Below are 23,200 nucleotides of genomic sequence, written 5' to 3'. Positions count from 1 at the left end.
AACAATAGGAGGTGCTTCTTTTAATGCAAGGAAATAAGATAATAGATAAGAATATCTTACGAGGCTTTTTTGTATTAGGAATTGGATTATTAACACTTGTTCTACGGAAACCACCAATTAAAGATTGGTTATTGGTTTATCTGTGGAATGCAGTAACAAATGGAATAATTGATAAAATAGTTGTTTCGTACAACACAGTGAAGTATCCTACACGACTATTGCCTAAAATATTTAAAATAAATTTTTTGTTTGATTATTTACTATACCCAACAATGACTGTTATTTTTAATCAGCTAACCGAAAAAGACCATAAGCCATATATTATATTTATAAAACTATTTTGCTTCACAATACCAATGATTTTGGTAGAACTTTGGGCAGAAAGAAAGACAGGTTTAATTAAATTTAAGAAAGGTTGGAAATGGTATCATTCATTTATTAGTCTTAATGTAAAATCATTAGTGACTAGGTTATGGATTGGTTGGGTAAGGAAACTAGAAGAAAAACAAAAAATAGCTCAATAATTTTGGAGTTACTGTTTCAAATAGACCTATACACTCTTTCAAGGGTGTTTTTTTATGCTCATTTTAGGAGGTGGAGATCATGAAAATACCAATTATATCAAAACTATTTCAATCAAGAGCTAGCCCAAAGAACAGCTTTCTAGGAAGTACGTACAGTTTTTTCTTTGGTAGTACCACAAGCGGTAAAGCAGTAAATGAAAGAACTGCCATGCAAACAACCGCAGTTTATGCGTGTGTTCGAATACTAGCCGAAACGATCGCTAGTCTTCCGCTGCATTTATATAAATACACCGATAACGGTAAAGAAAAAGCAATGGAACACAATTTATATAACATGCTCCACGATGAGCCGAATTCCGAGATGACTTCGTTTGTGTTTAGGGAAACACTGATGAGTCATCTTTTATTATGGGGAAATGCCTATGTTCAAATCATTAGGGATGGCAGAGGGAATGTGCTTTCTCTTTATCCCTTACTTCCTGACAAGATGACGGTGGACCGAACTTCAACAGGTGAGCTTTATTATAAATACCTAAAGGGCAGCGGGACAGTCATTCTTAGAAGTGATGAGGTTCTTCATATCCCAGGACTAGGTTTTGATGGTCTTGTGGGATACTCACCAATTGCTATGGCCAAGAATGCCATTGGAATGGCACTAGCCACTGAAGAATATGGTGCTAAGTTTTTCGCTAATGGAGCCAATCCCGGTGGGGTGTTAGAACATCCTGGTGTGGTGAAAGACCCTGCAAAGATAAGAGAGAGCTGGAATGCAGTATATCAAGGAAGTGGTAACGCACATCGAATAGCGGTCCTTGAAGAGGGCATGAAGTTTCAAAGCATTGGCATACCACCAGAACAGGCTCAATTTCTTGAAACTAGAAAATTTCAAACAGAAGAGATTTGTAGAATATTTCGGGTTCCACCTCATCTTGTAGCCAACCTTGATAAAGCGACCTTTAGTAATATCGAACATCAATCTATTAGCTTTATTGATAATACGATCATGCCATGGGTGACGAGAATTGAACAATCGATGAAGAAAGCTCTGTTAAGTGGATCCGAGAAAGGTGAGTATTTCATTAAGTTTAACCTTAACGGTCGACTTCGTGGAGATGCAGGATCAAGGGCTCAATTCTATCAAATCATGCGTCAAAATGGTGTGATGTCTGCCAATGATATCCGTGAACTAGAAGAAATGAATTTAATTCCAGATGAACAGGGCGGAGGCAAATACTTGGTGAATGGGAACTTTGTTGATATGTCAAAAGCCGGTGCTTGGACAGAAAAATATGAGGAGGGATAAACCTTGAAGAAATTTTGGAATTGGGTCAAGAACGAGAGTGGTCGAACGCTCCACCTTGACGGAGTGATTGCAGAAGAATCATGGTTTGGTGATGAAGTAACACCGAAGCAATTTAAGTCTGAACTGACCAATGAAAGTGGGGATATTACCATTTGGATTAACTCACCAGGTGGCGACGTTTTTGCTGCTAGTCAAATCTATAACATGCTGATGGATTATAAGGGCAAGGTTACTGTAAAAATTGACGGAGTTGCAGCTAGTGCTGCATCAGTTATTGCCATGGCTGGTGGAGAAGTGCATATGTCTCCTGTTTCCATGATGATGATTCATAATCCCATGACTATCGCCTTTGGGGATGCAGTTGAAATGGAAAAAGCCATTAATATGCTGAGTGAAGTTAAAGAGAGCATCATTAATGCTTATGAATTGAAGACAGGTCTTTCAAGGACAGAGCTTTCTGACTTAATGGATGCTGAAAGTTGGTTTAATTCCAAAAAGGCAGTGGAACTCGGGTTTGCTGATGAAGTCATGTTTGTAAATAAAAGTGAATCAGATTCACCAGAGGAAGGGATCATCTACAGCAAAATGGCAGTAGTGAATTCGTTCTTACACAAGCTGCCACAAAAAGAAGAGAAAAAAGGTACCGATATCACAATCTTAGACAAGAGATTAGAACTCTTGAAATATTAAGGAGGAGATTTGAATGAGTAAAGTATTAGAGCTTCGTGAAAAAAGAGCAAAAGCATGGGAAGGGGCTAAGGCTTTTCTGGATTCCAAAAGAGGTCGTCAATCTTGGAAAGGAAATCGACCGATTGGAACGACAACAGGCTATTGATTTTGAGTTATCCAAGCCAATTAACCAGCCGATTACATCAAAACCTACTGGCACCGGCGAGCATAAAACAGGACGAGCAACCGATGAGTACAAAGATGCTTTCTGGAAGTCGATGCGAAACAAAAGCAACTTTGATGTTCAAAACGCCTTAAAGGTTGGTACGGATTCTGAGGGAGGTTATTTAGCACCAGATGAATTTGAACGTACACTCATTGAAGCATTAGAAGAAGAAAATATTTTCCGTTCGCTAGCCAAGGTCATTACCACTTCTTCAGGGGATCGCAAAATTCCAGTGGTTGCTTCTAAAGGAACCGCTTCTTGGGTCGACGAAGAAGGATTAATTCCAGAGTCAGATGACAGCTTTGGTCAAGTTTCAATTGGAGCCTATAAACTCGCAACGATGATTAAAGTATCAGAGGAACTATTAAACGACAGTGTGTTTAATTTACAAGCGTATATTGCCAAAGAATTTGCCAGACGGATTGGTGCCAAAGAAGAGGAAGCGTTCTTCGTAGGAGATGGTACCGGAAAGCCGACTGGCATTTTTAATGCCACAGGTGGAGCAGAACTTGGCATTATAGCATCATCTGCAACGGCCATTTCTGTTGATGAGATTATGGACTTATTCTATTCTTTACGTTCGCCATATCGTAAAAATGCAGTCTTTGTCATGAACGACGCGACCGTGAAGCTGATTCGTAAGCTAAAAGACGGAAACGGGCAATATTTATGGCAGCCTTCCATTCAAGCTGGACAACCAGATACCATTTTAAATCGTCCAGTGAAAACGTCAGCGTATGTACCAACAGTCGCTACTGGTGCGAAGACGATCGCTTTTGGTGACTTTGGTTACTACTGGGTTGCAGATCGACAAGGCCGTTCGTTCCAACGTTTAAACGAATTGTACGCTGCAACGGGACAAGTTGGATTTAAAGGAAGCCAACGTGTAGACGGAAAATTAATCCTTCCTGAAGCCATTAAAGTACTTCAGCAAAAATAAAGGTAGGTGAAAAGAAATGAGTAACGTCAAGAATTATACAGAACAAGGTGGAGAACGAACCGTTATTGGAGGAACGCTTGATATATCCGAAGGTGGGAAGCTGACATTTGTGGGTGAAGAAGTAAGCCCATCAGTAAATCAAGAGGATAGTACAGCAACCGATGTGGAAGGACTTGTTGCTGATTTCAATGCTCTGTTAGCAAAACTCAAGGAAGCGGGCCTAATGGCAAATGAATAATAAGGAGGGGCAGCAATGGAATCATTACTTGTTAAGGTGAAAAGCAACTTAATTCTAACGCACAATGAGGATGATGATTTACTACTAAGTTTCATTGCTGCTGCGACCTCTTATGCAGAGAGTTATCAAAAGAAAGCGGATGGATACTATGGAGAAAATCCCATGCATCCAACGACAGAACAAGCGGTCATCATGCTATCGTCTCACTTTTATGAAAGCCGAGACGGTAGTACTGGTGGCTTTTTTGCAGATAAAGTAGAGGCGAGTCAGCAGGTGTGGAAAGTCGTTAATATGCTTCTTAGGTTAAACCGGGAAGTGGTTATATGAGCTTTGGAAAAATGAGAACGATGATAGACATCATTCAAACACAGTCCATTAAAGACGAAGATGGTTTTACAACCGAAGAAGAACTTACCCTAGCTTCCACCCGTGCCTATAAAGAAGACAGACACGGGAATGAGGCATGGAAGAATCGAGCAAGTTTTTCAACGGCCACTTCTCTTTTTCGCTTCAGAAAACCTCATGACATTAATGTGACAACGGCTTTGAAGGTTGTATGTCGAGGTGAGCGATATAACATTTTAAGCGTTGAAGACTTAAAGGAAAGAGGGATGTATCTCGAAGTGTTAGCTGAGAAAATTGTAGGTTCAAAGGGGTGAGGGGATGGCACGAGCAACTTTTAAAATGCCTGATGATTTTTTAGAAAAACTGTCTAAGCTGAATAATCAGTTTGACCGGATTGTCCCTGAAGTCCTGCAAGCGGGTACAGAACCTGTTGTTAAAAAAGCAAAGAGTAATCTGGCTGCAAGGATAGGCGTAGGAACGAAAAATCCCTCTGAGTCTACGGGTGAACTGATCGCGTCTTTAGAAACGACAAAACCTGTCCAGGACTATAAAGGGAATTGGAACCTCCGTGTTGGAATTCCAACAACCAAAGATAGTAAAGGTGTATCCAACGCCTTAAAAGCAGCGGTCATGGAGTATGGGAAAGCGGGTCAGCCACCTAAACCATGGCTAAAACCAACAAAATCAGCGACGAGAAAAGCTTGTGTTGAAGCGATGAAAGTGGCACTGGATAAGGAGATTGATAAACTATGAAGCTATTAGCAGCGTTAAATTCCATTATTCATCCTATGAACATTCCTATTGAAACAGGTTATTTTTCTGGTTTACCTCCAGATGAATATATGGTCCTCACGCCCCTCTCTGATAGGTTTGATTTATTTGCGGATAATCAAGCTCACTCTGTTATTGAAGAAGTAAGAATATCTGTGTTTTCAAAAAAGAATTACTTGCCTATTAAAAAGCAGCTAACGAAAAAACTGCTACAGAATGAGATCACAATCACTGATAGGCGATACATCGGGTTTGAAAACGAAACAAAATATCACCATTACGCCATAGACGTAATGAAAGAATATGAAATGGAGGAAAATTAATGGCAACGATAGGACTGGATCGTTTATATTATGCCAACATTACGGAAGATGAAAATGGCATCGAGACTTACGGAACCCCAAAGGTACTAGCAAAGGCAATGACAGCGGAACTGAGTGTTGAACTAATTGAAGCAATCCTTTATGCAGATGACGGGGCGTCTGAGATTGTAAAGGAGTTTCAAAGCGGGACTTTAAATCTGGGCATTGATGACATTGGACCACTTGCAGCTCAAGATTTAACAGGATGTAAGATTGATAGTAATAACGTCGTCGTTTCTAGAAGTGAAGATGGGGGAAAACCTGTGGCCATAGGTTTTCGTGCAAAGAAATCAAATGGACGATATCGCTACTTCTGGTTGTATCGTGTTATTTTCAGCATTCCTACAACAAGCTTGGCGACCAAAGGAGAATCAATCACGTTTAGTAGTCCAACCATTGAAGGGACTGTGTTTAGACGAAACAAACTAGATGGAGAAAGCAAGCACCCCTGGAAGGCAGAGGTCACAGAAGGCGATTCAGGTGTTGCGACTTCAACGATTGCAGAATGGTTCAACAAAGTGTATGAACCTGACTTTACTCCAGTGGAACCAGTAATCACGATTACGACCCAGCCAGCTGAACTGACGGAAGTAGTGGAAGGAGATATTTCCGGTAGTCTTTCTGTTGTAGCAAGTGTGAATACAAGTCATCCAATCACTTATCAGTGGTATGAAAACACGACTGATAGCACAGTTGGTGGAACGGTTATTAATGGAGAAACTTCAGCGAGCTTTAATATTCCAACAGACCTACTTGCTGGAACATATTATTACTATTGTGTACTTAGTTCAGTGGGGGCAACAGATGTTAAATCGGATGTTGCTACAGTTGTAGTTTCATAGAGGGTTATAGGAGAGGGTGATAGAAAATGGCAAATGAACAGATTGAAGTGAAACCACTTGATGTAGATGAAGTAGCAAATGAAAGAAGTGCAGCTATTGAAATTGGTGGAGAGAAATATAAGCTAATTCTTACGACGAAAGCAACGAAAGAGATTGCTAAACGGTATGGGGGTTTAGAAAACCTCGGTACTAAGTTAATGGAGAGTAAAGATTTTGAACTAGCATTAGATGAAGTTGTCTGGCTTGTTACGTTACTGGCCAACCAGTCAATTCTTATTCACAATATCCGAAATAAGGATGACAAGAAGGACTTGCTGCAAGAAGACGAGGTGGAACTATTAACAACACCTTTTGAATTAGCCGAGTACAAAAATGCGATCATGGTCAGCATGATGAAAGGTACAAAACGGCACATCGAGAGTGAACAAGCAAAAAACGTGGAAGTCGGGTAAGCGATGAAGAGTTGTTTATCCGACTTATTTATTATGGAACGGCCCATTTGAACCGTAGAGAAGAAGAGGTATGGCTCATGCCTTTAGGTTATTTGTTGGATTTATGGGAATGCCACAAGCAGTTCACTGGGATAGCTCAACCGAAGAAAGAAGTTTCAATAGATGATGTCATTCCGACATGGCTCTAGTTTCAGCACTCTGAGGAGTGTATTTTTTTATGCCTGAAAGGGAGGAGGTGGAAATGTGTCTGATAACTTCGGTCTAAAGATTGGTGTTGAGGGAGAGAAGGAGTTTAAAAATGCTTTAAGGGATATCAATCGTAACTTTAAAGTGCTAGGTAGTGAAATGAAACTCGTTAGCTCTCAGTTTGATAAGCAGGATAAATCGGTTCAGGCTGTTACTGCGAGAAACGCTGTACTCAATAAAGAGATTGACGCCCAGAAAGACAAAGTTGGCATGCTGGAAAAAGCTCTAGCAAATGCGGCCTCTTCCTTTGGTGAAAATGATAGACGGACTCAAGCCTGGCAAATTCAGTTGAATAATGCGAAAGCTGCTTTGAATGGGATGGAAAGTGAATTAGAGGAGAATAACCGAGCTTTAGAAGCAGCGAGTGATGGTTTTGATGAAGCTGGAGATGAAGCAGAGAAGTTTGGTGATGATATTAGTGACGCAGCTGATACCGCAGATGATGCAGGTGGTAAATTTGAAAAGCTAGGTTCAATCGTAAAAGGTGTAGCGGTTGGGATTGGTGTAGCCATGGCTGCCATTGGTACCGCTGCAGTCACAGCTGGAAAGAAGTTATATGATATGGCCAACGATGCAGCCGCAGCTGGCGATGAAATTGACAAAGCGAGTCAACGAGTTGGCTTTTCAAAAGAGGCTTATCAAGAATGGGACTATGTTTTATCTCAGAATGGTGCCAGTATCGATACGTTAGATAACGGTATGAAGAAACTCAATAATACTGTTGATGATGCGATTAATGGGAGTGATTCTGCGGCTAAAAGGTTTGAACGGTTAGGTATTTCCATGGATGATCTGCAAGGGAAAAGCCGTGAAGAAATCTTTGAAATGACCGTTCGTGGTCTTCAAGGGATGACGAATGAAAGTGAGAGGGCAGCAGTAGCCAATGATCTACTCGGGAGTTCTTCTGTAGAATTATCCGCACTACTTAATCAGACAGCTGAAGGTACGGATGAGTTAAGGCAAAAAGCTCATGAACTTGGTCTTGTCATGAGTGAAGATGCGGTCAATGCAGCAGTTGAATATACCGATGCGATGGATAACTTTACACGAACATTCCAAGCAGTGAAAAACAACATTGCTTCCGAGTTGCTACCGGGATTTACGATGATTCTTGATGGTTTGACTGGCCTCATCACTGGACAAGAAGGGGCATCTGAAAAGCTAAAGCAGGGTGCTGAAGAAACCGTTAAGCAGATTGGAGAGATACTTCCTCGAATACTTGATGTTGTAACAGGATTGATTTCAGCGATTGCAGAAGTAGCCCCGGATCTCATGATGGCTCTGGTAAACGGAATTATTGAGAATTTACCAACCCTAATTACTGCTGCAACGAACATCATCATGACTTTGGTGGGTGGCATTATTGAGGCACTACCACAGGTCACCGAAGGTGCACTTCAGCTGGTACTCGCACTTGTTAATGGCATCGTCGAAAATCTACCTTCATTAGTAGAAGCGGCATTGGTAATGGTTGTTACATTGGCAGAAGGGATTGGAGAAGCCATACCTGAACTTATTCCAGTCATTGTAGAAACGATCATGGTCATTGTAAATACAATTATCAGCAATTTGGACATGGTATTAGATGCTGCTTTTAAAATTATTGAAGGTCTAGCAATAGGTTTAATTAATGCACTTCCAAAACTGATTGAAGCACTGCCGACAATTATTATAACGCTTATCAATTTTATTACTGGGAACTTACCGAAGATTGTCGAGATGGGAGTGAGACTAATTGTTCAATTGGCAGCTGGTATTCTTCAAGCTATTCCTCAACTCGTTGCTCAACTGCCACAGGTCATTTCCGCTCTTCTCATAGGCTTAGGCAAAGCTGTTGTATCAATAGGTTCCATTGGTCGTGAAATTGTTCGTGGTCTTTGGAACGGGATTGCCTCCATGATTGGTTGGATCAAAGAGAAGATTGGTGGATTTGTCGGTGGGATTGTCAGCAATGTGAAAGGAGTCCTCGGTATTCGTTCCCCTTCAAGAGTCTTTGCTGGAATTGGTGAGAACATGGGTGAAGGGATTGGAGAAGGTTTTAGTAGTGCTATGAGAGATGTGGAAAAAGACATGGAAGGTGCTATCCCTACTGACTTTGACCTTGATCTAAATAGTGAAGTTGGTGCCACAGCCAAAGGAGCGAATGGTTCGCTACTTGATGTAACGATTCCTTTAACTATTGACGGAACGGTATTAACTCGAATTATTGCCCAGCTTCAATGGAACCAAAACACTGTCACCATTAGGAACTTAGGAGTGGCTAGAACATAGATGAACCTCAGATTGCGAAGGGAGGGCAGATAGGCAATGATTGAAATTTTTGCAGGAAACACTCTAATCCAAACTGTGAAAAAGGTAATGACAGCGAACATCCGAGAAACGCTTGAAGGTGAGTTTACCCTATCTTTTACGGTTCTGACCAAATCTGCCCTTGCCCTAAAAACAAAACAAGTGGCGAAGATAAACGAGCAGTTCTTTGAAATTGTTCAAATTAATAAATCCATTCAAGGTAGTCTTCCGATTTGTTCAGTAACTTGTGAACACGTGTCGTACACCTTAAATGATGACCGATACAGAATTGATGACTTTGATTTTTCCGGGGATCCAGCTGAAGGACTCGGATTACTGCTAGTTGGGACTCCTTTTTCTGTAGGTGTGGTTGAATTCACCAATACTATTAATATGAAAATAAACCAATTGGTTAGAAGACGAGCCGCATTGATGCAGTTTATTGCTCTATTAGGTGGAGAGATAGAGTACGATGGCTACCAGATTAATATTCGAAGCCACCGAGGGAGTGATGAACATAAATCTGTGATGGACACAAAAAATGTAACGAATGTATCTGTCTCTTATGACTCGAGGGAAAACGCCTCTTCTTATGACATATCTTTCTTTAAGCTTTTGAACCTAGCTGTTGGTGACAATGTTCATATCGTCTTTAAACCACTTGGTATTAATGTAAAAACAAGGATTATTTCACTAGAGTACAACCCTTTTTACCGATACAACATTCGTGTAGAAGTGGGAAGGTATAGACCGAGCATCTCTGACACGTTTTACCGAATTGAAAGTTCCGTGAGTACAGTAGAATCTTCTTTAACTCAAGTTGGTAGTTCTGTCGATGGCCTTCAGTATCAAGTGAATCAACTTGGTATTTCATATACGATTGTAAAAAACCTGACTGTCGATGTGAATTCGATTAATGTTACCTATGAAGTAGAAAAAGGGGACACCCATCAGTACCATGCAGAGTACAGCTACACTGCGGACAATAATGGAAGAATTACATCTATAACTCTAGAAGATATCTTTTCAGAATTACTATTAAAAGAAGTATCTTCGTTGTTGGTAGATACTTCAATGTTTAAGATTACTTATGTGGATGGTACAACTGCCAATTATAACTATACGACTGATGGCAGTGGTCGAATTACTGGGATTGATAAGGTGGAGGAGGGGTAATTTAGAATAGAGGACCGTGAACAATAATAGGGTTTAATTGCTGATAAAGGAGCACTTGTTATTACGAAGTAAGTTAAAGTAAAGAGCTCCTTTTACATATATAATATTAGTTATAAAATGATATACAGTTATTTTCAATAAAATAAATTACTAAAAATTACTATTGACCCTGTACTATGGTACGGGGTGCATACTAAGAACTGAGGAGGGGATGAAATGGAAGGATTAACAATAGGTCAAGTGGCGAAACAAGCAGATGTTAATATTGAAACTATTCGATATTATGAAAGACGCGGTTTGATTTCGGAACCTCCTCGTAATGAATCAGGATACAGAAAATTTGCTAAAGAAGTGGTAAAAGATATTCAATTCATTAAGCGTACTCAAGATTTAGGGTTTACGCTTGAGGAAATAAAAACGCTCTTATCTGCTTCCAAAAATGATGAAGACTTTCATTCAGAAGAAATTTACGAATATGCAACAAACAAAGTAACAGAAATTGAAAGTAAAATTCGTAATCTGCATCAGATGAAAGCACTGCTTGAGGACTTAGCAGAAAAGTGTCCTGGTTCTGGTGTTCCGAAGAATGAATGTCCAATTATTAAAAATTTTACTGAAGGAGTGAATGGAAATGGCTAAACGTTTAGTAGAAGTATTCACATCTGGTTGTTATTTATGTGACGATGTTGTAAAACAAGTAAAAGACTTAGCTTGTGATAACTGTGAAGTGGTTGTTTATGATTTAAATAAAGGATGTGCAACAAATGAATGTGAAACAAAAGCGAAAGAATATGGTGTTCAATCTGTTCCAGCCGTTGCAATCAATGGGAAGTTAATTGATTGTTGTAATAACAATGGTGTAAATGTAGATGCATTGAAATCAGCTGGATTAGGTCAATAACTTTACTATTTGAACAAGGGTGATTAACCCTTGTTTTATTTAATGGTTGAATAAATTATATGGATATAATGTTATAGCGATTAGAGGGGCTTGCGATTGCAGGTCTTTTTTATGCTCAAACGGAGGGGAGTTCATGAGTTATGATCGAAATTTCAATAATACATTAGCGATCTGGACAGCTTTTGGTGGCAGAGGTGAACTTATTCTTCCTATCCCTACCTTGAGCTGGCAAAGAAAATATTATTACGACTTTGGGTACAGTCAATATGAAAGTGAAAGGCAAATAAATGTTCATGATAACGGGAACGTTCAAATCGCTGTGTATCATGCGAAAACACCTTATATGTCCTATTACAACAAAACAACGAGGCAATGGACGGTGGTTGATGTATCTTGGTGGGCACATGGGGAACCTGAGATACTTTATGCTGGTGGTGGCGTGTTTCTAGCAAAAATAACGGGATTTGCAAACATCATAGCTTCCTTTGACGGTATCACTTGGCATAATGCTGGGTACTGTGTTGGGGCTCAAAATGCGATGACGACTGGTGCTTATGATGTTGATAGAGGCAGTGGAGTTGTCAGTTGGTGGTATAACCAAACCCCTATTTATTATAGTTTTGACTCGTTGACCGAAAGAACCGAATGGCCGCTAGCAAGTGGCGGTGGGGTTCCGATTTTTAGGTATCTTACTACCCATAAAGGACAATTTGTTGGTGTGGTTGGTGGTGACCGATCGATTGCAGTAGCCAGTTCTTCTAGTCCAACATCATGGACCACAACAATACCAGAAGATAATTATAATAGTCGGTATATGTTTATCAGGTCCATTCAGGGGAAGTTGTTTGTGATGAGGTGGAGATATGTCAATAACACTTATCATGTGAACCTTTGTGTACTGAATGATAGTGCTACACAGCTAACAGAAACGAACCTTTCCCATGTTGGCGATCTTGCTGACAATCGAATTGCTAACCCTCAAAATATCATATGGATGGATGCTTGGGGGAAGTTTGCTCTTTTTAACGAAAGCATGCTTTATGTATCAGATGATGGAGTGACTTGGGAAGGAGTGGAACAACCAGGCTTTACAACAACGACCTATGATACCTTTGGTGGAGCAATATATGTACCTGGCGATGGGTTTTATGTGAAGGCGAGTGGGTTTGTGTATTATGCTCCTTATTAAAAAAGTGAAAAATTCCCCCCGATACTTGACTATGTACCTTAGTACATGGTTTATAATTTTAAATGAGGTGAATCTGATGAGCTACCGTATTAGTGAGTTTGCAGATAAATGCGGGGTAAATAAAGAAACAATTAGATACTACGAAAGAAAAAAGTTACTACAGGAACCTTCACGAACAAATGCCGGTTATCGGCTTTATTCAGAGAATGCGGTAAAACGTGTCGGGTTTATTAAGCGAATGCAAGAACTCGGCTTTTCTTTAAATGAAATTCATAAATTACTAGGCGTTGTCGATCAAGATGAGGTTCGTTGCCAAGATATGTTTGAATTTGTATCTAAAAAAGAAGAGGAAGTTCAAAAGCAAATAAGGGATTTAAAACGAATTGAACGTATGCTGCAAGATTTAAAAAATCGTTGTCCAAATGAAAAAAAGTTACATGAATGCCCGATTATTGACACATTAATTGAAGAGAAATGAGGAGTCTTGATAATGAAAGAAAGAATGGTTGCGATTGGTTCAATATTTTCTGCTTTTTTAGCAAGCCTTTGTTGAATTGGCTTAGCGATTTTAATACCACTTGGTCTAAGTGGTTTAGCTGGAACACTTGCTGTGGCGTTTCTGCCATATCGAATGTGGTTTATTGTCATTACGGTGATTATGCTTTTCATTGCTCACTTCCTAGTGTGGAAACAAAAAAAGAAATCTAAGAAAACGGAAAAGTTGTTATGGATTAGTACCGTTGTTTCTGGAGCAATGATCCTTTATACACTAATTGGACAGGGGTTATAACTTTTATGAAATACTTAACATATTTGGCAATCATAATGGGAGTGGTTTTCATTTTATCTGGCTGTGGGCAACAGGGTGGTCAGAGTGATACAAAAGAAGTTCCACCTGAAAACATAGAATCAGTTTCACTTCAAATCGATGGATTTACATGAGATGGTTGCGCTTTTACGGTGAGTTCCGCCGTTTCCAACTTGGATGGTGTATATGAAGTTGATGTTGAGGGTTCAGGTGAAACAACACTATCCTATGATCCATCAGAAATAAGTCTAGCTGAAATTGAAAAAGTGATTTCTGAATTGGGTTATGAAATAAGAAAATAGGAAAATGTAAGAAAAAAGAGGAGGGTGTAGAGTGGAAAAATTCAAAATAAATGTACAAGGTATGACATGCACTGGCTGTGAAGAACATGTAGCTGTTGCACTTGAAAATATCGGTGCAAAAAACATCGACGTTAGTTATCAACGCAGTGAAGCAGTGTTTGAACTACCGGATGAAGTGGAAGTTGAAAATGCCAAAAAGGCAATTAATAATGCAAAATATCAAGCGGGAGACATAGAAGAAATCTCATCAAAAGAGAATGTGGAACTAGGTAGTGAAGGTAATTATGATTTACTCATTATCGGTTCAGGAGGAGCGGCTTTTTCTGCTGCCATTAAAGCGATTGAATACGGAGCGAAAGTTGGGATGATTGAACGTGGAACGGTTGGCGGAACATGCGTAAATATTGGTTGTGTTCCATCAAAAACGCTTCTTCGTGCAGGAGAAATTAATCATCTGGCAAAAGTAAATCCATTTATAGGGTTACAAACATCTGCAGGTGAAGTGGAATTAGCTCCTTTAATTAAACAAAAGAATGAGCTCGTTAGTGAGCTTCGTAACCAGAAATATGTTGATTTAATTGATGAATATGGCTTTGATTTAATAGAGGGTGAAGCTGAATTTATCGCTGAAGATACCGTTCAAGTAAATGAGAAGAAATTAACGGCTAAACACTTTTTAATTGCGACAGGTGCTTCTCCATCCTTACCGCCAATTTCAGGACTTGAAGAAGTCGAGTATCTAACAAGTACAACACTACTCGAATTAAAGAAGGTGCCCAAACGCCTGACAGTCATTGGTTCAGGGTATATTGGAATGGAGCTTGGACAGTTGTTTCACAATTTAGGATCAGAAGTTACGCTCATGCAAAGAAGTGAGCGCCTTTTAAAAGAATATGATCCTGAGATTTCTGAAGCCGTCGAAAAAGCACTACTTGATCAAGGCATAAACCTTGTAAAAGGGGCAACCTTTGAGCGTGTTGAGCAAGAAGGCGAAATCAAAAAGGTTTATGTTTCAGTTGATGGCAAGGAAAAAATAATCGAATCAGAGCAATTACTTGTTGCAACAGGAAGAAAACCAAATACAGACAACTTAAACCTACAAGCAGCAGGTGTTGACGTTGGAAAACGACAAGAGATAATCATTAATGACTTTGCTCAGACTAGTAATGAAAAAGTTTACTCAGCAGGAGATGTCACCTTAGGGCCGCAATTTGTGTATGTCGCAGCATATGAAGGTGGAATTGTCGCTGATAATGCGATTGGTGGGTTAAACAAAAAAGTAAATTTATCGGTTGTGCCGGGTGTTACGTTTACCAATCCATCGATTGCAACGGTGGGATTAACAGAAGCACAAGCCAAAGAAAAGGGCTATCAAGTAAAAACATCTGTGTTGCCGTTAGAAGCTGTTCCAAGAGCGATTGTGAATAGAGAAACAACCGGTGTTTTTAAACTTGTAGTAGATGCAAAAACATTAAAAGTGTTAGGTGTTCATATCGTCTCGGAAAATGCAGGGGACGTGATTTATGCAGCGACTCTAGCCGTAAAATTCGGTTTAACAGTAGAAGACTTAAAAGAAAGCCTTGCCCCTTATTTAACGATGGCAGAAGGGCTAAAATTAGCTGCACTTACGTTTGATAAAGACGTATCGAAATTATCTTGTTGTGCTGGGTAGACAGTTTGTGAAGAATAAGAAGAACACATCAATGTTATTAGGCGATGTGTTCTTCTTACTTTTCAGTGAGATATACTTTTACCTTTCAATAGTAAAAGCTGAGTAATGATAGCTAAAATAGGAAGTTCTAACAATGGACCGATCACTAGTGTTAAAGCAATCAAAGGTTGGTCTGGAAATGCAGTCATTGCAATGGCTAGAGCAATCGGTGAATTTCTAGCTAAAGTGGTTAAACTTAAGCTTGCTCTATCGGAGTATGGGAACTTCATAAGCTGTCCCATCCTTTGACCGATGATGAAGTTTATCACAAAGAATAGAAGAATGGGAATAGTTATTTGCCACATTAAATCTAAATTCTCAAGGAGTAATTGACCTTGCGAAGCAAACATGGCTACGATCGCTAGACTTAGAAAAATGATTGGCAATACACTTAAATTGGTAATGATTTTTTCTCTCATCTGTTCTTTTTTTCTTAAGAGAAACTTGGTCAATAGGGCTAACAATAAAGGCACAAATAAAACCAAAAGAACACTTTCTATCAAGAATGAGAGTTCTACCACTCCTGTTGTTCCACCAAAAATAAGTAAATAAACTGGTAGCAAGGTGACCTGTAATATAAGGTTCAAAGGTAATATAGCTGTCGATAAAGCAACATTTCCTTTTGCGATACCAGTGAAAATTAAGTACCAGTCAGTACAAGGAGTAACCATTAACATGATAAAACCAATATACAATGCAGGGTTGTCACTTAAAAATACAAGTGCTAGTAACCATGCTAAAATAGGGGTCCAAGCAAAGTTAATGATAACGGATGTATAGGTAAACTTAATATTTTTAAAAGCTGTCTTTATTTCTTCAATAGGGATCTGTAAGAAGGTTATAAAGAGCATTGCTATTAACAGCGGTACAATAAAACTTTCTGCATTCGTTTGTATAAAACCAACTTGGCCAAGAAGTATGCCAATAAGAACTGCAAGAAAAATAATGAAAGAATACAGTTTCTCAATCAAGCTCATTTTATTTTCACACCTAACAATTAAAAGTCACTTTTATTCTAGCACAACTATGTAATTATTTTTCATAAAAAGACTGAGAGCTAGGGTAAAAGGGATTTAACTAAATCATTTAATCAAAAATTCAGACGCTTTGTGACCCACTTGGTCAGAGGCGTCTTTTTTATAGATCAAATCAAAGAGAGAGTGGGGAGGTAACGTGGCAGTAAAAGAACTTTGGATATATGCACAGGTTGGAATTGCAGCAGTCGGTGGTTGGTTAGGGTGGTTTCTTGGTGGGTTTGACGGCTTTTTATATGCTCTTGTTACCTTTGTGATTGTTGATTACATCACAGGGATTATGGTTGCCATTATTAATCGAGAACTTTCGAGCGAAATTGGTGCTAGAGGTATTTTTAAAAAGATACTTATTTTCATCCTTGTCGGTGTTGCTCATATTATTGACACTCGACTGATCGGTGACGGTAGTGCGATACGTACTGCGGTCCTATTTTTCTACCTTTCAAATGAAGGGATTAGCATTATTGAAAATGCCTCTAGAATTGGACTTCCAGTACCACAGAAGCTTAAAGATGTTCTCGCACAATTAAATAGAAAGTCGAAAGGAGATGAGAAGAATGAATTTAAAAACTAAGTATATGACAAGGAACGATTGTTATAAGGCTGGGAGAAAAATTAACCCAAAAGGGATTATGATTCATTCAACAGCTACTCCGGGTGTGATGGCTGCGGCTTGGTTTAGTCGCTGGAACAAGTCGTATCAGGCTGGTGAGATTAACCGTCAAGTTTGTGTTCATGCCTTTGTTGATGATAAAGAAGCGTGGCAGTATCTCCCGTGGGATCATCGTGGTTGGCATGCTGGAGGAACAGCAAACAATACTCATATTGGTATTGAAATTTGTGAACCGGGTGGTTTTTCTTATTCAGGGGGTTCGAACATGGTCGGCTACAATGTTGCGAAGAACGAAGCTTATTTTAGAAAAGCTTGGCAGAATGCAGTTGAACTTTGTGTGAAGCTCTGCCGAAAGTATCGGCTAAGTGAGCAAGATATTATTTGTCACTCGGAAGGTAGTAAAAGAGGGATTGCGAGTAATCATGCTGATGTCATGCATTGGTTTGTGAAGCACAAAGAAAGTACAGAAACCTTTCGTGCTGCTGTTAGGTCAGCATTAAATAAATCAAGTGGCCCAACAGAAACGATATCTTCAATTAAAGTGGGCGATGTTGTGGAAGTGAAATCATCAGCTAATGCTTACTATCCCGGTGGGCCAAGCATTCCAGACTGGGTTAAACGGAATTCTTATCACAAAGTGACGCAGGCAGTGTCTAATGGAAAGCCTGTTGTTAGAGGTGGTAGGGAATGCGTGTTGTTAGGTAGAAAAGTGGATAAGGGAAGCGGAAAAGAATCGGCTGGCATTATGACGTGGATTGATAAGGGGGCTTTGAGGTCCATTAACTCTTCATCAACTAGTCCTCAAGAGAAACAGAAATATTACAGGGTGCAGGTGGGAGCATTCACGAACAAAAATAATGCAAATACTTTGCTTGAAAAGCTTAAAACAGCAGGTTTTGAAGGGTTTATTAAGTATGAATAATTCTCTATTAACTTGACTATTCAGGGCTTCAGAGTGATATATGGTAGTACCAAATTGATAGAAAGGAGAGCCTTTTATGCGAGTTAGAATCATAGAACCAACCGTTCAAAAAGAGACAAAGAAAAGAGTATGTGCATATGCTCGCGTTTCAACTGATCATGAAAAGCAAGGAGAATCACTGCAAAACCAAATTGCTTATTATGAAAGGTTAATTAAGACTAACCCAGAATTCGAGTTTGTTGGAGTCTTTGCAGACCATGGGATTAGTGGAACCACTGAAAACCGGCCAGAGTTTAAAAGAATGCTAGAACTCGCAAAGCAGGGTGCTATCGATATTATTATCACGAAGTCTATATCAAGGTTCGCTAGAAACACAACTGTGGTCTTGCAAAAAGTAAGAGAGCTTAAAGAGTTAGGTGTAGAAGTAAGATTTGAAAAAGAATGTATAAACACATTATCGGGGGACGGGGAGATGATGTTAACCGTCCTCTCCTCTTTTGCACAAGAAGAAAGTAAAAATATCAGTGAAAATATCAAATGGAGAATTAAGAAGAAATTTGAACGAGGGGAATTGCTCATAAACACCAATCGGTTTCTTGGTTACAACAAAGATGAAAATGGCCAATTGGTTATCAATCAAGACGAAGCAGAAATTGTTAGAAGAATATTTACCGAGTATCTAAAAGGAAAAGGTGCATTTACGATAGCAAAGGAATTAAATGCAGAATGGTTACCGACAGTAGCCGGTGGCAAATGGCAAGAAAGTACGATCCTCAATATTCTTAAAAATGAAAAGTATAAAGGGGCAGTGATCCTGCAGAAATACTTTACACCTGACCATTTAAAGAAAGGAACCATCCGAAACAATGGACAAGTTGATAGCTATTACATCGAAGATCACCATCCAGCCATTATCCCAAAAGGAATGTGGGATGACGTTCAGAAAGAACTAAGGGCTAGGGCTGAAGCAAAGGGGAACATCAAGGGTCAGGAGAAAAAATACCAAAAACGCTATCCATTAACAGGGATGCTCTATTGCAGCAAGTGTGGAGCGACCTTGAAACGCAGGACATGGAATAGTAAACTCCCCTGTAGAAAAATCGTATGGCAATGCAGCAGTTATATTAAAAACGGAAAAAAAGCTTGTCCAGGAACTAGGATTGACGATGAAGTTGTTGGCGAGCTCAATATAAAGGAAGAAACGGTTGTGAAGGAGGCCTTGAAGAATGGCAAAAAACATTACAGTTATTCCCGCAAACACAAGCAAGAAGAACAGTATCGAACAGCTAGAACCCCAGAAAAAGAGAATGGCAGCCTATTGCCGAGTGTCAACAGACCAATTAGAACAGTTATCAAGTTATGAGGCCCAAGTAGAGTATTACACAAATTATATCAGCAATCATCCCGACTACGTTTTAGCAGGAATCTATGCAGATGAAGGAATATCAGGCACCAACACGAAAAAGCGAGAGCAATTTAATAAAATGATTGTAGACTGTCTTGACCGGAAAATAGACATGATCATCACCAAATCCATATCAAGGTTTGCAAGGAACACATTAGACTGTTTGAATTATGTGAGGCAGTTGAAAGATTTAGGAATTGGCGTGATTTTTGAAAAAGAGAACATAAATACATTAGACGGAAAAGGTGAAGTGCTCCTCAGTATCCTTTCGAGCCTGGCTCAAGATGAAAGTCGCTCCATTTCAGAAAACTCTACCTGGGGAATTAGAAGGAGATTTGAGCAGGGGAAAGTCGCACTCAACCATACAAAGTTTCTAGGCTACGATAAAGACGAAGATGGAAACCTCATTATCAATGAAAAACAAGCTAAAATCGTCAAAAGGATTTTTACTGACTATTTGAATGGAAAAGGACCAAATCGAATTGCAAGGGAACTTGAAGCAGAGGGAGTTCCAAACTGGAACGGGAAAACAAAATGGTATGAAGGCAGCATTAGGAATATGTTAAAAAACGAAAAATACAAAGGCGATGCCCTTTTGCAAAAGACCTACACAGTCGATTACTTAACAAAGAAACGGGTAGCCAACACCGGACAAATTCCAAGGTACTATGTGGAAGATAATCACCCGGCCATTATTGATAAAGACATGTGGGAAGCGGTGCAGCTTGAGATGGAAAGGAAAAAATCCTTTGCAGAAAAACACGGATTTAGAAGAGTGGACTATGGAATGGATGATAACCCATTTGCAAGTAAGGTGATATGTGGCGATTGTGGAGGTGCCTATGGCAGAAAGGTTTGGAACTCTAATGATGACCGTTTTAGGCGGAGAGTATGGAGATGCAATAAAAGATACGTAAAGAAAGGCGAAAAGGGCTGCGACAACACGCACATCAACGATGAAGTTTTATACCAAATCTTTATGAATGTGTTCAACACCATCTTAGAAAACAAAGACTACTTTACTCAGAAATGGCGAGAGAAGCTTAGTAGTGAGAATCTACTAGAAAAATATAAAGCAAAACAGTTTATTGAGATCATCACCAAAGGCGAACCAATCACAGAGTTTGATGCGAACCTATTTTTTGCATTAGTTGAAAAGATGACAGTATTAAAAGAAGGGATGGTAATTGTAACTTTGCTTGATGGGACAGAAATTGAGTGTGTAATTGACAAATGATAAAGAGGCTTGGAAATAGCTCCAAGCCTATATTGCTTCCTGCACTAACGCTTCCATTACTTTAAGAAGAATATGTCAGAAATAATTTAAAACTATGAAGTGATTATCTATCTGCTATCATAAACTTATTCTTTTATCCTTAACAAACGTAAACTATTTAATGTAACAAGCAATGTTGCTCCCATATCAGCAAAAATAGCCAACCATAAAGTCAACCATCCAGGAATCACTAAAAGTAGAGCAATCGCTTTGATAGCTAAAGAGAAGGTTATATTTTGTTTAATAATAGTTAATGCTCTACGGCTTAATTTAATCGTATATGGTAGTTTGCTTAAGTCATCTGACATCAAAGCTATATCGGCTGTTTCAAGTGCTGTATCCGTACCAGCTCCTCCCATAGCTACACCAACAGTAGAAGCAGCTAATGCAGGTGCATCATTTACACCATCACCAACCATAGCAACCTTGTAGTGTTTAGATTTTAGTTCTTTGATAAAGTTAAGTTTATCTTCTGGAAGTAAATCTGCTTCAATATCTGAAACACCCACTTGTTTTCCTATTGCTTCAGCTGTTCTTTTATTATCACCTGTCAACATCACTGTTTTTTCAATGCCAGCTTGATGAAGTTTGCGAATAACTTCTTTCGACGATTCTCTTATTTCATCCGCAACAGCGATTAAAGAAAGAACTTCTTTGTCTGTACCTAATACCATGACCGTCTTTCCTTGTGTTTGAAGATTTAAAATACTTTCTTTTATTTCTGCTTTTACACCTTTAGGAAGAACTTCCTCAAATAAATTTGGGCTTCCGACATAGTACATTTGATTGTTAACAATTGCTTTTACACCTTTTCCTGTAATGGACTGGAACTCCTCAATCAATACTTCATTAAAGTTCAAACCATGTTCTTCTGCTTTTCTCATAATAGCTGAAGCAAGAGGATGTTGTGAACCATTTTCAATAGCTGCTGTAATAGTCAATAATTCTTCTTCATTATTATTAAAGGTGACAATATCAGTAACCGCAGGCACACCTTTCGTTAAAGTTCCTGTTTTGTCAAATGCTATAACTTTCAGTCCCCCTGTTTCTTCCAAATGGATACCACCCTTAATTAGTACACCATTTTTAGCTGCATTTCCAATCGCTGTAACGATGGAAACAGGAGTTGAAATGACTAACGCACACGGGCAACCTACCACTAATACAGCTAAACCCCTATAAATCCATTCGCTCCAATCCGCTCCCATGAATAATGGAGGAACTATCACTAGCAAAAGAGCAAAAACGATAATGCCAGGGGTATAATATTTTGCAAAACGGTCAACAAATTGTTGAGAAGGTGCACGTTCAGCTTGAGCTTCTTCAACTAGATGAATAATTTTAGACAGTGTTGAATCTTCTACTCGTTTTGTTACCTTTACTTCAAGTAAACCTTCTTCATTTAAAGTCCCAGCAAACACTTCATCATCAATAGTCTTTGTTACGGGAACACTTTCTCCAGTAATCGCTGCTTGATTTAAAGTTGATGTTCCTTTGATAACGACTCCATCCATCGCTAATTTTTGCCCAGGCTTTACAATCATAACATCGCCAACCTGAATGTCATCAACATGAACCATCATTTCTTTATTGCCACGACGAATCAGTGCTTCTTTAGGGGCAATATCCATCAACGATTCAATCGATTGGCGAGCTTTGTCCATTGAGTACCGCTCCAGTGCTTCACTAATAGCAAAGAGAATAACAACTACTGCTCCTTCTCCCCATTCACCAATGGCAGCTGCTCCTAAAATCGCTACTGTCATAAGTGTTGCCATATCAAAATTTAAACGAACTAAATTCTTTAACCCTTTAATAAATAAAGAATATCCACCAATTACAATAGATGCCGCATAACCAATAATAGGAATAATATGCTCTTCCCCTAATTGTAATCGAAGAAAGAAGCTACTAATCAACAAAAATGTTGCAATGTACACTTTGAAATTCTCTTTTTGTCTCCAGAAGGCAACCCTTTCAACTCTTTGTTCTTTGTCATCTCGAACTTTTAAATTTTCAAAAGCTCCTGCACTTTCAAGTGATTCTATGGTTGTTTTACCAGTAACCGTGATTTTAGAAGCACCAAAATTAACTTTTGCATCCAAAATACCATCCAGGTGTTTTACATTCGTTTCGAACTTTTTCGCACAGTCAGTGCAGGTGAACCCTTGAACACGATATGTTTTTGTTTCTTGTTCATTCACTTTTACTTTTTGTTCAGACATTGTTTTTCCCCTCTCTCGAATGAGTTAATGCAATAATCATTATCTGCTTGATATGTTCATCATCTAACGAATAAAACGCAAGTTTACCCTCTTTTCGAAACTTCACAACTTCTTGTTTATGAAGCGTTCGCAAGTGGTGTGAAGCATTGGCAACCGTAATTCCAACGATATTTGCAATATCACACACACAAAGTTCTTCATCTTGACATAAAGCATAAGTAATTTTCGCCCTATTTTCATCGGCAATAGCTTTTAACATGTGGGCAACACTAGAAATATCTACTGTTTGTAAATCATCTTGTATTCGATTGACCTTTTCCTCGTCATAAATATAGATTTCACAAGTGTCTTTTTTATTCATTATCATCACTCCATCATCATTCAAATATCTACTTGAATATAGTATAACTCTATTTTAAAAATATTCAAGT

At 39.0% G+C, this 23,200-nt stretch carries 29 protein-coding genes and 1 pseudogene; 27 read left to right on the top strand and 3 right to left on the bottom strand.

Annotated features, from left to right (window positions below; all coding sequences use genetic code 11):
• Positions 1 to 23: 23 nt before the first annotated feature.
• The 23 genes and pseudogenes from LQ50_RS04030 to merA all read left to right on the top strand — a co-directional run bounded on the left by LQ50_RS04030 (position 24) and on the right by merA (position 15,255).
• Entirely contained in the window at positions 24 to 524 is a 501-nt protein-coding gene (locus LQ50_RS04030; RefSeq protein WP_034626391.1) for a CBO0543 family protein, read from the top strand.
• Positions 525 to 603: 79 nt separating this feature from the next.
• The gene (locus LQ50_RS04025) at positions 604 to 1,827 is read left to right on the top strand and encodes a phage portal protein (protein ID WP_034626390.1); all 1,224 of its coding nucleotides are present in this window, start codon (positions 604 to 606) and stop codon (positions 1,825 to 1,827) included.
• Between the two features lie 3 nt (positions 1,828 to 1,830).
• On the top strand, positions 1,831 to 2,517 hold the full coding sequence (locus tag LQ50_RS04020; protein ID WP_034626387.1) for a head maturation protease, ClpP-related: 687 nt from the start codon (positions 1,831 to 1,833) through the stop codon (positions 2,515 to 2,517).
• Positions 2,518 to 2,530: 13 nt separating this feature from the next.
• A complete protein-coding gene (locus tag LQ50_RS26585; RefSeq protein WP_444542584.1) occupies positions 2,531 to 2,662 on the top strand; it encodes a hypothetical protein in 132 nt (43 codons plus the stop codon).
• Positions 2,640 to 3,662, top strand: a complete 1,023-nt coding sequence (locus LQ50_RS04015; RefSeq protein WP_444542583.1) for a phage major capsid protein — start codon at positions 2,640 to 2,642, stop codon at positions 3,660 to 3,662. The genes LQ50_RS26585 and LQ50_RS04015 overlap by 23 nt, the downstream gene beginning before the upstream one ends.
• Before the next feature lie 16 nt (positions 3,663 to 3,678).
• The gene (locus LQ50_RS04010; RefSeq protein ID WP_034626386.1) at positions 3,679 to 3,900 is read left to right on the top strand and encodes a head fiber protein; all 222 of its coding nucleotides are present in this window, start codon (positions 3,679 to 3,681) and stop codon (positions 3,898 to 3,900) included.
• A 15-nt stretch (positions 3,901 to 3,915) separates the two neighbouring features.
• Positions 3,916 to 4,227 carry a head-tail connector protein gene (locus tag LQ50_RS04005; protein ID WP_034626384.1) on the top strand — a complete coding sequence of 104 codons (312 nt, stop codon included), beginning with the start codon at positions 3,916 to 3,918 and terminating at the stop codon, positions 4,225 to 4,227.
• Complete coding sequence (locus LQ50_RS04000) at positions 4,224 to 4,559, top strand: phage head closure protein (protein WP_034626382.1); 336 nt, start codon at positions 4,224 to 4,226, stop codon at positions 4,557 to 4,559. Before LQ50_RS04005 ends, LQ50_RS04000 begins: the two co-directional genes overlap by 4 nt.
• 4 nt (positions 4,560 to 4,563) lie before the next feature.
• Positions 4,564 to 4,998: an HK97 gp10 family phage protein gene (locus LQ50_RS03995; RefSeq protein ID WP_034626380.1), complete on the top strand. Its 435-nt coding sequence runs from the start codon at positions 4,564 to 4,566 to the stop codon at positions 4,996 to 4,998.
• Complete coding sequence (locus LQ50_RS03990) at positions 4,995 to 5,339, top strand: hypothetical protein (RefSeq protein ID WP_034626378.1); 345 nt, start codon at positions 4,995 to 4,997, stop codon at positions 5,337 to 5,339. The genes LQ50_RS03995 and LQ50_RS03990 overlap by 4 nt, the downstream gene beginning before the upstream one ends.
• Positions 5,339 to 6,220, top strand: a complete 882-nt coding sequence (locus tag LQ50_RS03985; protein ID WP_084138619.1) for a major tail protein — start codon at positions 5,339 to 5,341, stop codon at positions 6,218 to 6,220. Before LQ50_RS03990 ends, LQ50_RS03985 begins: the two co-directional genes overlap by 1 nt.
• Positions 6,221 to 6,246: 26 nt before the next feature.
• Positions 6,247 to 6,672: a hypothetical protein gene (locus LQ50_RS03980; RefSeq protein WP_052144573.1), complete on the top strand. Its 426-nt coding sequence runs from the start codon at positions 6,247 to 6,249 to the stop codon at positions 6,670 to 6,672.
• A gap of 11 nt (positions 6,673 to 6,683) precedes the next feature.
• The gene (locus LQ50_RS25700; protein ID WP_202595345.1) at positions 6,684 to 6,860 is read left to right on the top strand and encodes a hypothetical protein; all 177 of its coding nucleotides are present in this window, start codon (positions 6,684 to 6,686) and stop codon (positions 6,858 to 6,860) included.
• A 55-nt stretch (positions 6,861 to 6,915) separates the two neighbouring features.
• Positions 6,916 to 9,189: a phage tail protein gene (locus LQ50_RS03975; protein WP_034626376.1), complete on the top strand. Its 2,274-nt coding sequence runs from the start codon at positions 6,916 to 6,918 to the stop codon at positions 9,187 to 9,189.
• A 36-nt stretch (positions 9,190 to 9,225) separates the two neighbouring features.
• The gene (locus LQ50_RS03970) at positions 9,226 to 10,383 is read left to right on the top strand and encodes a phage tail protein (RefSeq protein WP_034626374.1); all 1,158 of its coding nucleotides are present in this window, start codon (positions 9,226 to 9,228) and stop codon (positions 10,381 to 10,383) included.
• A gap of 216 nt (positions 10,384 to 10,599) precedes the next feature.
• Entirely contained in the window at positions 10,600 to 11,022 is a 423-nt protein-coding gene (locus tag LQ50_RS03965) for a MerR family transcriptional regulator (RefSeq protein ID WP_034626372.1), read from the top strand.
• Positions 11,015 to 11,284, top strand: coding sequence for a thioredoxin family protein (locus LQ50_RS03960; protein ID WP_034626370.1), 270 nt, complete (start codon positions 11,015 to 11,017; stop codon positions 11,282 to 11,284). Before LQ50_RS03965 ends, LQ50_RS03960 begins: the two co-directional genes overlap by 8 nt.
• Before the next feature lie 133 nt (positions 11,285 to 11,417).
• Positions 11,418 to 12,473: a hypothetical protein gene (locus LQ50_RS03955; RefSeq protein ID WP_034626368.1), complete on the top strand. Its 1,056-nt coding sequence runs from the start codon at positions 11,418 to 11,420 to the stop codon at positions 12,471 to 12,473.
• 76 nt (positions 12,474 to 12,549) lie between these two features.
• Complete coding sequence (gene merR / locus LQ50_RS03950) at positions 12,550 to 12,951, top strand: mercury resistance transcriptional regulator MerR (protein ID WP_034626365.1); 402 nt, start codon at positions 12,550 to 12,552, stop codon at positions 12,949 to 12,951.
• 12 nt (positions 12,952 to 12,963) lie between these two features.
• Complete coding sequence (locus tag LQ50_RS26210; RefSeq protein WP_272913699.1) at positions 12,964 to 13,263, top strand: mercuric transporter MerT family protein; 300 nt, start codon at positions 12,964 to 12,966, stop codon at positions 13,261 to 13,263.
• Positions 13,264 to 13,268: 5 nt separating this feature from the next.
• Positions 13,269 to 13,415, top strand: a complete 147-nt coding sequence (locus LQ50_RS25695) for a lipoprotein (RefSeq protein ID WP_202595344.1) — start codon at positions 13,269 to 13,271, stop codon at positions 13,413 to 13,415.
• A gap of 15 nt (positions 13,416 to 13,430) precedes the next feature.
• Positions 13,431 to 13,583: pseudogene (locus tag LQ50_RS24835) on the top strand (heavy-metal-associated domain-containing protein); the annotation flags it as partial.
• A gap of 31 nt (positions 13,584 to 13,614) precedes the next feature.
• Complete coding sequence (gene merA, locus LQ50_RS03940) at positions 13,615 to 15,255, top strand: mercury(II) reductase (RefSeq protein ID WP_034626362.1); 1,641 nt, start codon at positions 13,615 to 13,617, stop codon at positions 15,253 to 15,255.
• Positions 15,256 to 15,317: 62 nt separating this feature from the next.
• On the opposite strand, the gene LQ50_RS03935 is transcribed toward merA, so the two are convergent.
• Positions 15,318 to 16,271, bottom strand: coding sequence for an arsenic resistance protein (locus LQ50_RS03935; RefSeq protein ID WP_034626361.1), 954 nt, complete (start codon positions 16,269 to 16,271; stop codon positions 15,318 to 15,320).
• A gap of 196 nt (positions 16,272 to 16,467) precedes the next feature.
• On the opposite strand from LQ50_RS03935, the gene LQ50_RS03930 reads away from it, so the two are divergent.
• The 4 genes from LQ50_RS03930 (at position 16,468) to LQ50_RS03915 (ending at position 20,505) form a co-directional block, all read left to right on the top strand.
• On the top strand, positions 16,468 to 16,902 hold the full coding sequence (locus LQ50_RS03930) for a phage holin family protein (RefSeq protein ID WP_034626359.1): 435 nt from the start codon (positions 16,468 to 16,470) through the stop codon (positions 16,900 to 16,902).
• Positions 16,886 to 17,863 carry an N-acetylmuramoyl-L-alanine amidase gene (locus LQ50_RS03925; RefSeq protein ID WP_034626357.1) on the top strand — a complete coding sequence of 326 codons (978 nt, stop codon included), beginning with the start codon at positions 16,886 to 16,888 and terminating at the stop codon, positions 17,861 to 17,863. The genes LQ50_RS03930 and LQ50_RS03925 overlap by 17 nt, the downstream gene beginning before the upstream one ends.
• 76 nt (positions 17,864 to 17,939) lie before the next feature.
• Complete coding sequence (locus tag LQ50_RS03920; RefSeq protein WP_034626356.1) at positions 17,940 to 19,226, top strand: recombinase family protein; 1,287 nt, start codon at positions 17,940 to 17,942, stop codon at positions 19,224 to 19,226.
• Positions 19,171 to 20,505, top strand: a complete 1,335-nt coding sequence (locus tag LQ50_RS03915) for a recombinase family protein (protein ID WP_034626354.1) — start codon at positions 19,171 to 19,173, stop codon at positions 20,503 to 20,505. The genes LQ50_RS03920 and LQ50_RS03915 overlap by 56 nt, the downstream gene beginning before the upstream one ends.
• A 125-nt stretch (positions 20,506 to 20,630) precedes the next feature.
• On the opposite strand, the gene LQ50_RS03910 is transcribed toward LQ50_RS03915, so the two are convergent.
• A complete protein-coding gene (locus LQ50_RS03910) occupies positions 20,631 to 22,769 on the bottom strand; it encodes a heavy metal translocating P-type ATPase (RefSeq protein WP_034626353.1) in 2,139 nt (712 codons plus the stop codon).
• On the bottom strand, positions 22,762 to 23,130 hold the full coding sequence (locus LQ50_RS03905; RefSeq protein ID WP_034626352.1) for an ArsR/SmtB family transcription factor: 369 nt from the start codon (positions 23,128 to 23,130) through the stop codon (positions 22,762 to 22,764). The genes LQ50_RS03910 and LQ50_RS03905 overlap by 8 nt, the downstream gene beginning before the upstream one ends.
• Positions 23,131 to 23,200 lie beyond the last annotated feature (70 nt).

The sequence above is a fragment of the Halalkalibacter okhensis genome (assembly GCF_000787375.1).
GTDB classification, from domain to species: domain Bacteria; phylum Bacillota; class Bacilli; order Bacillales; family Bacillaceae_D; genus Halalkalibacter; species Halalkalibacter okhensis.
This window is presented reverse-complemented; position numbering and strand designations above follow the sequence as displayed.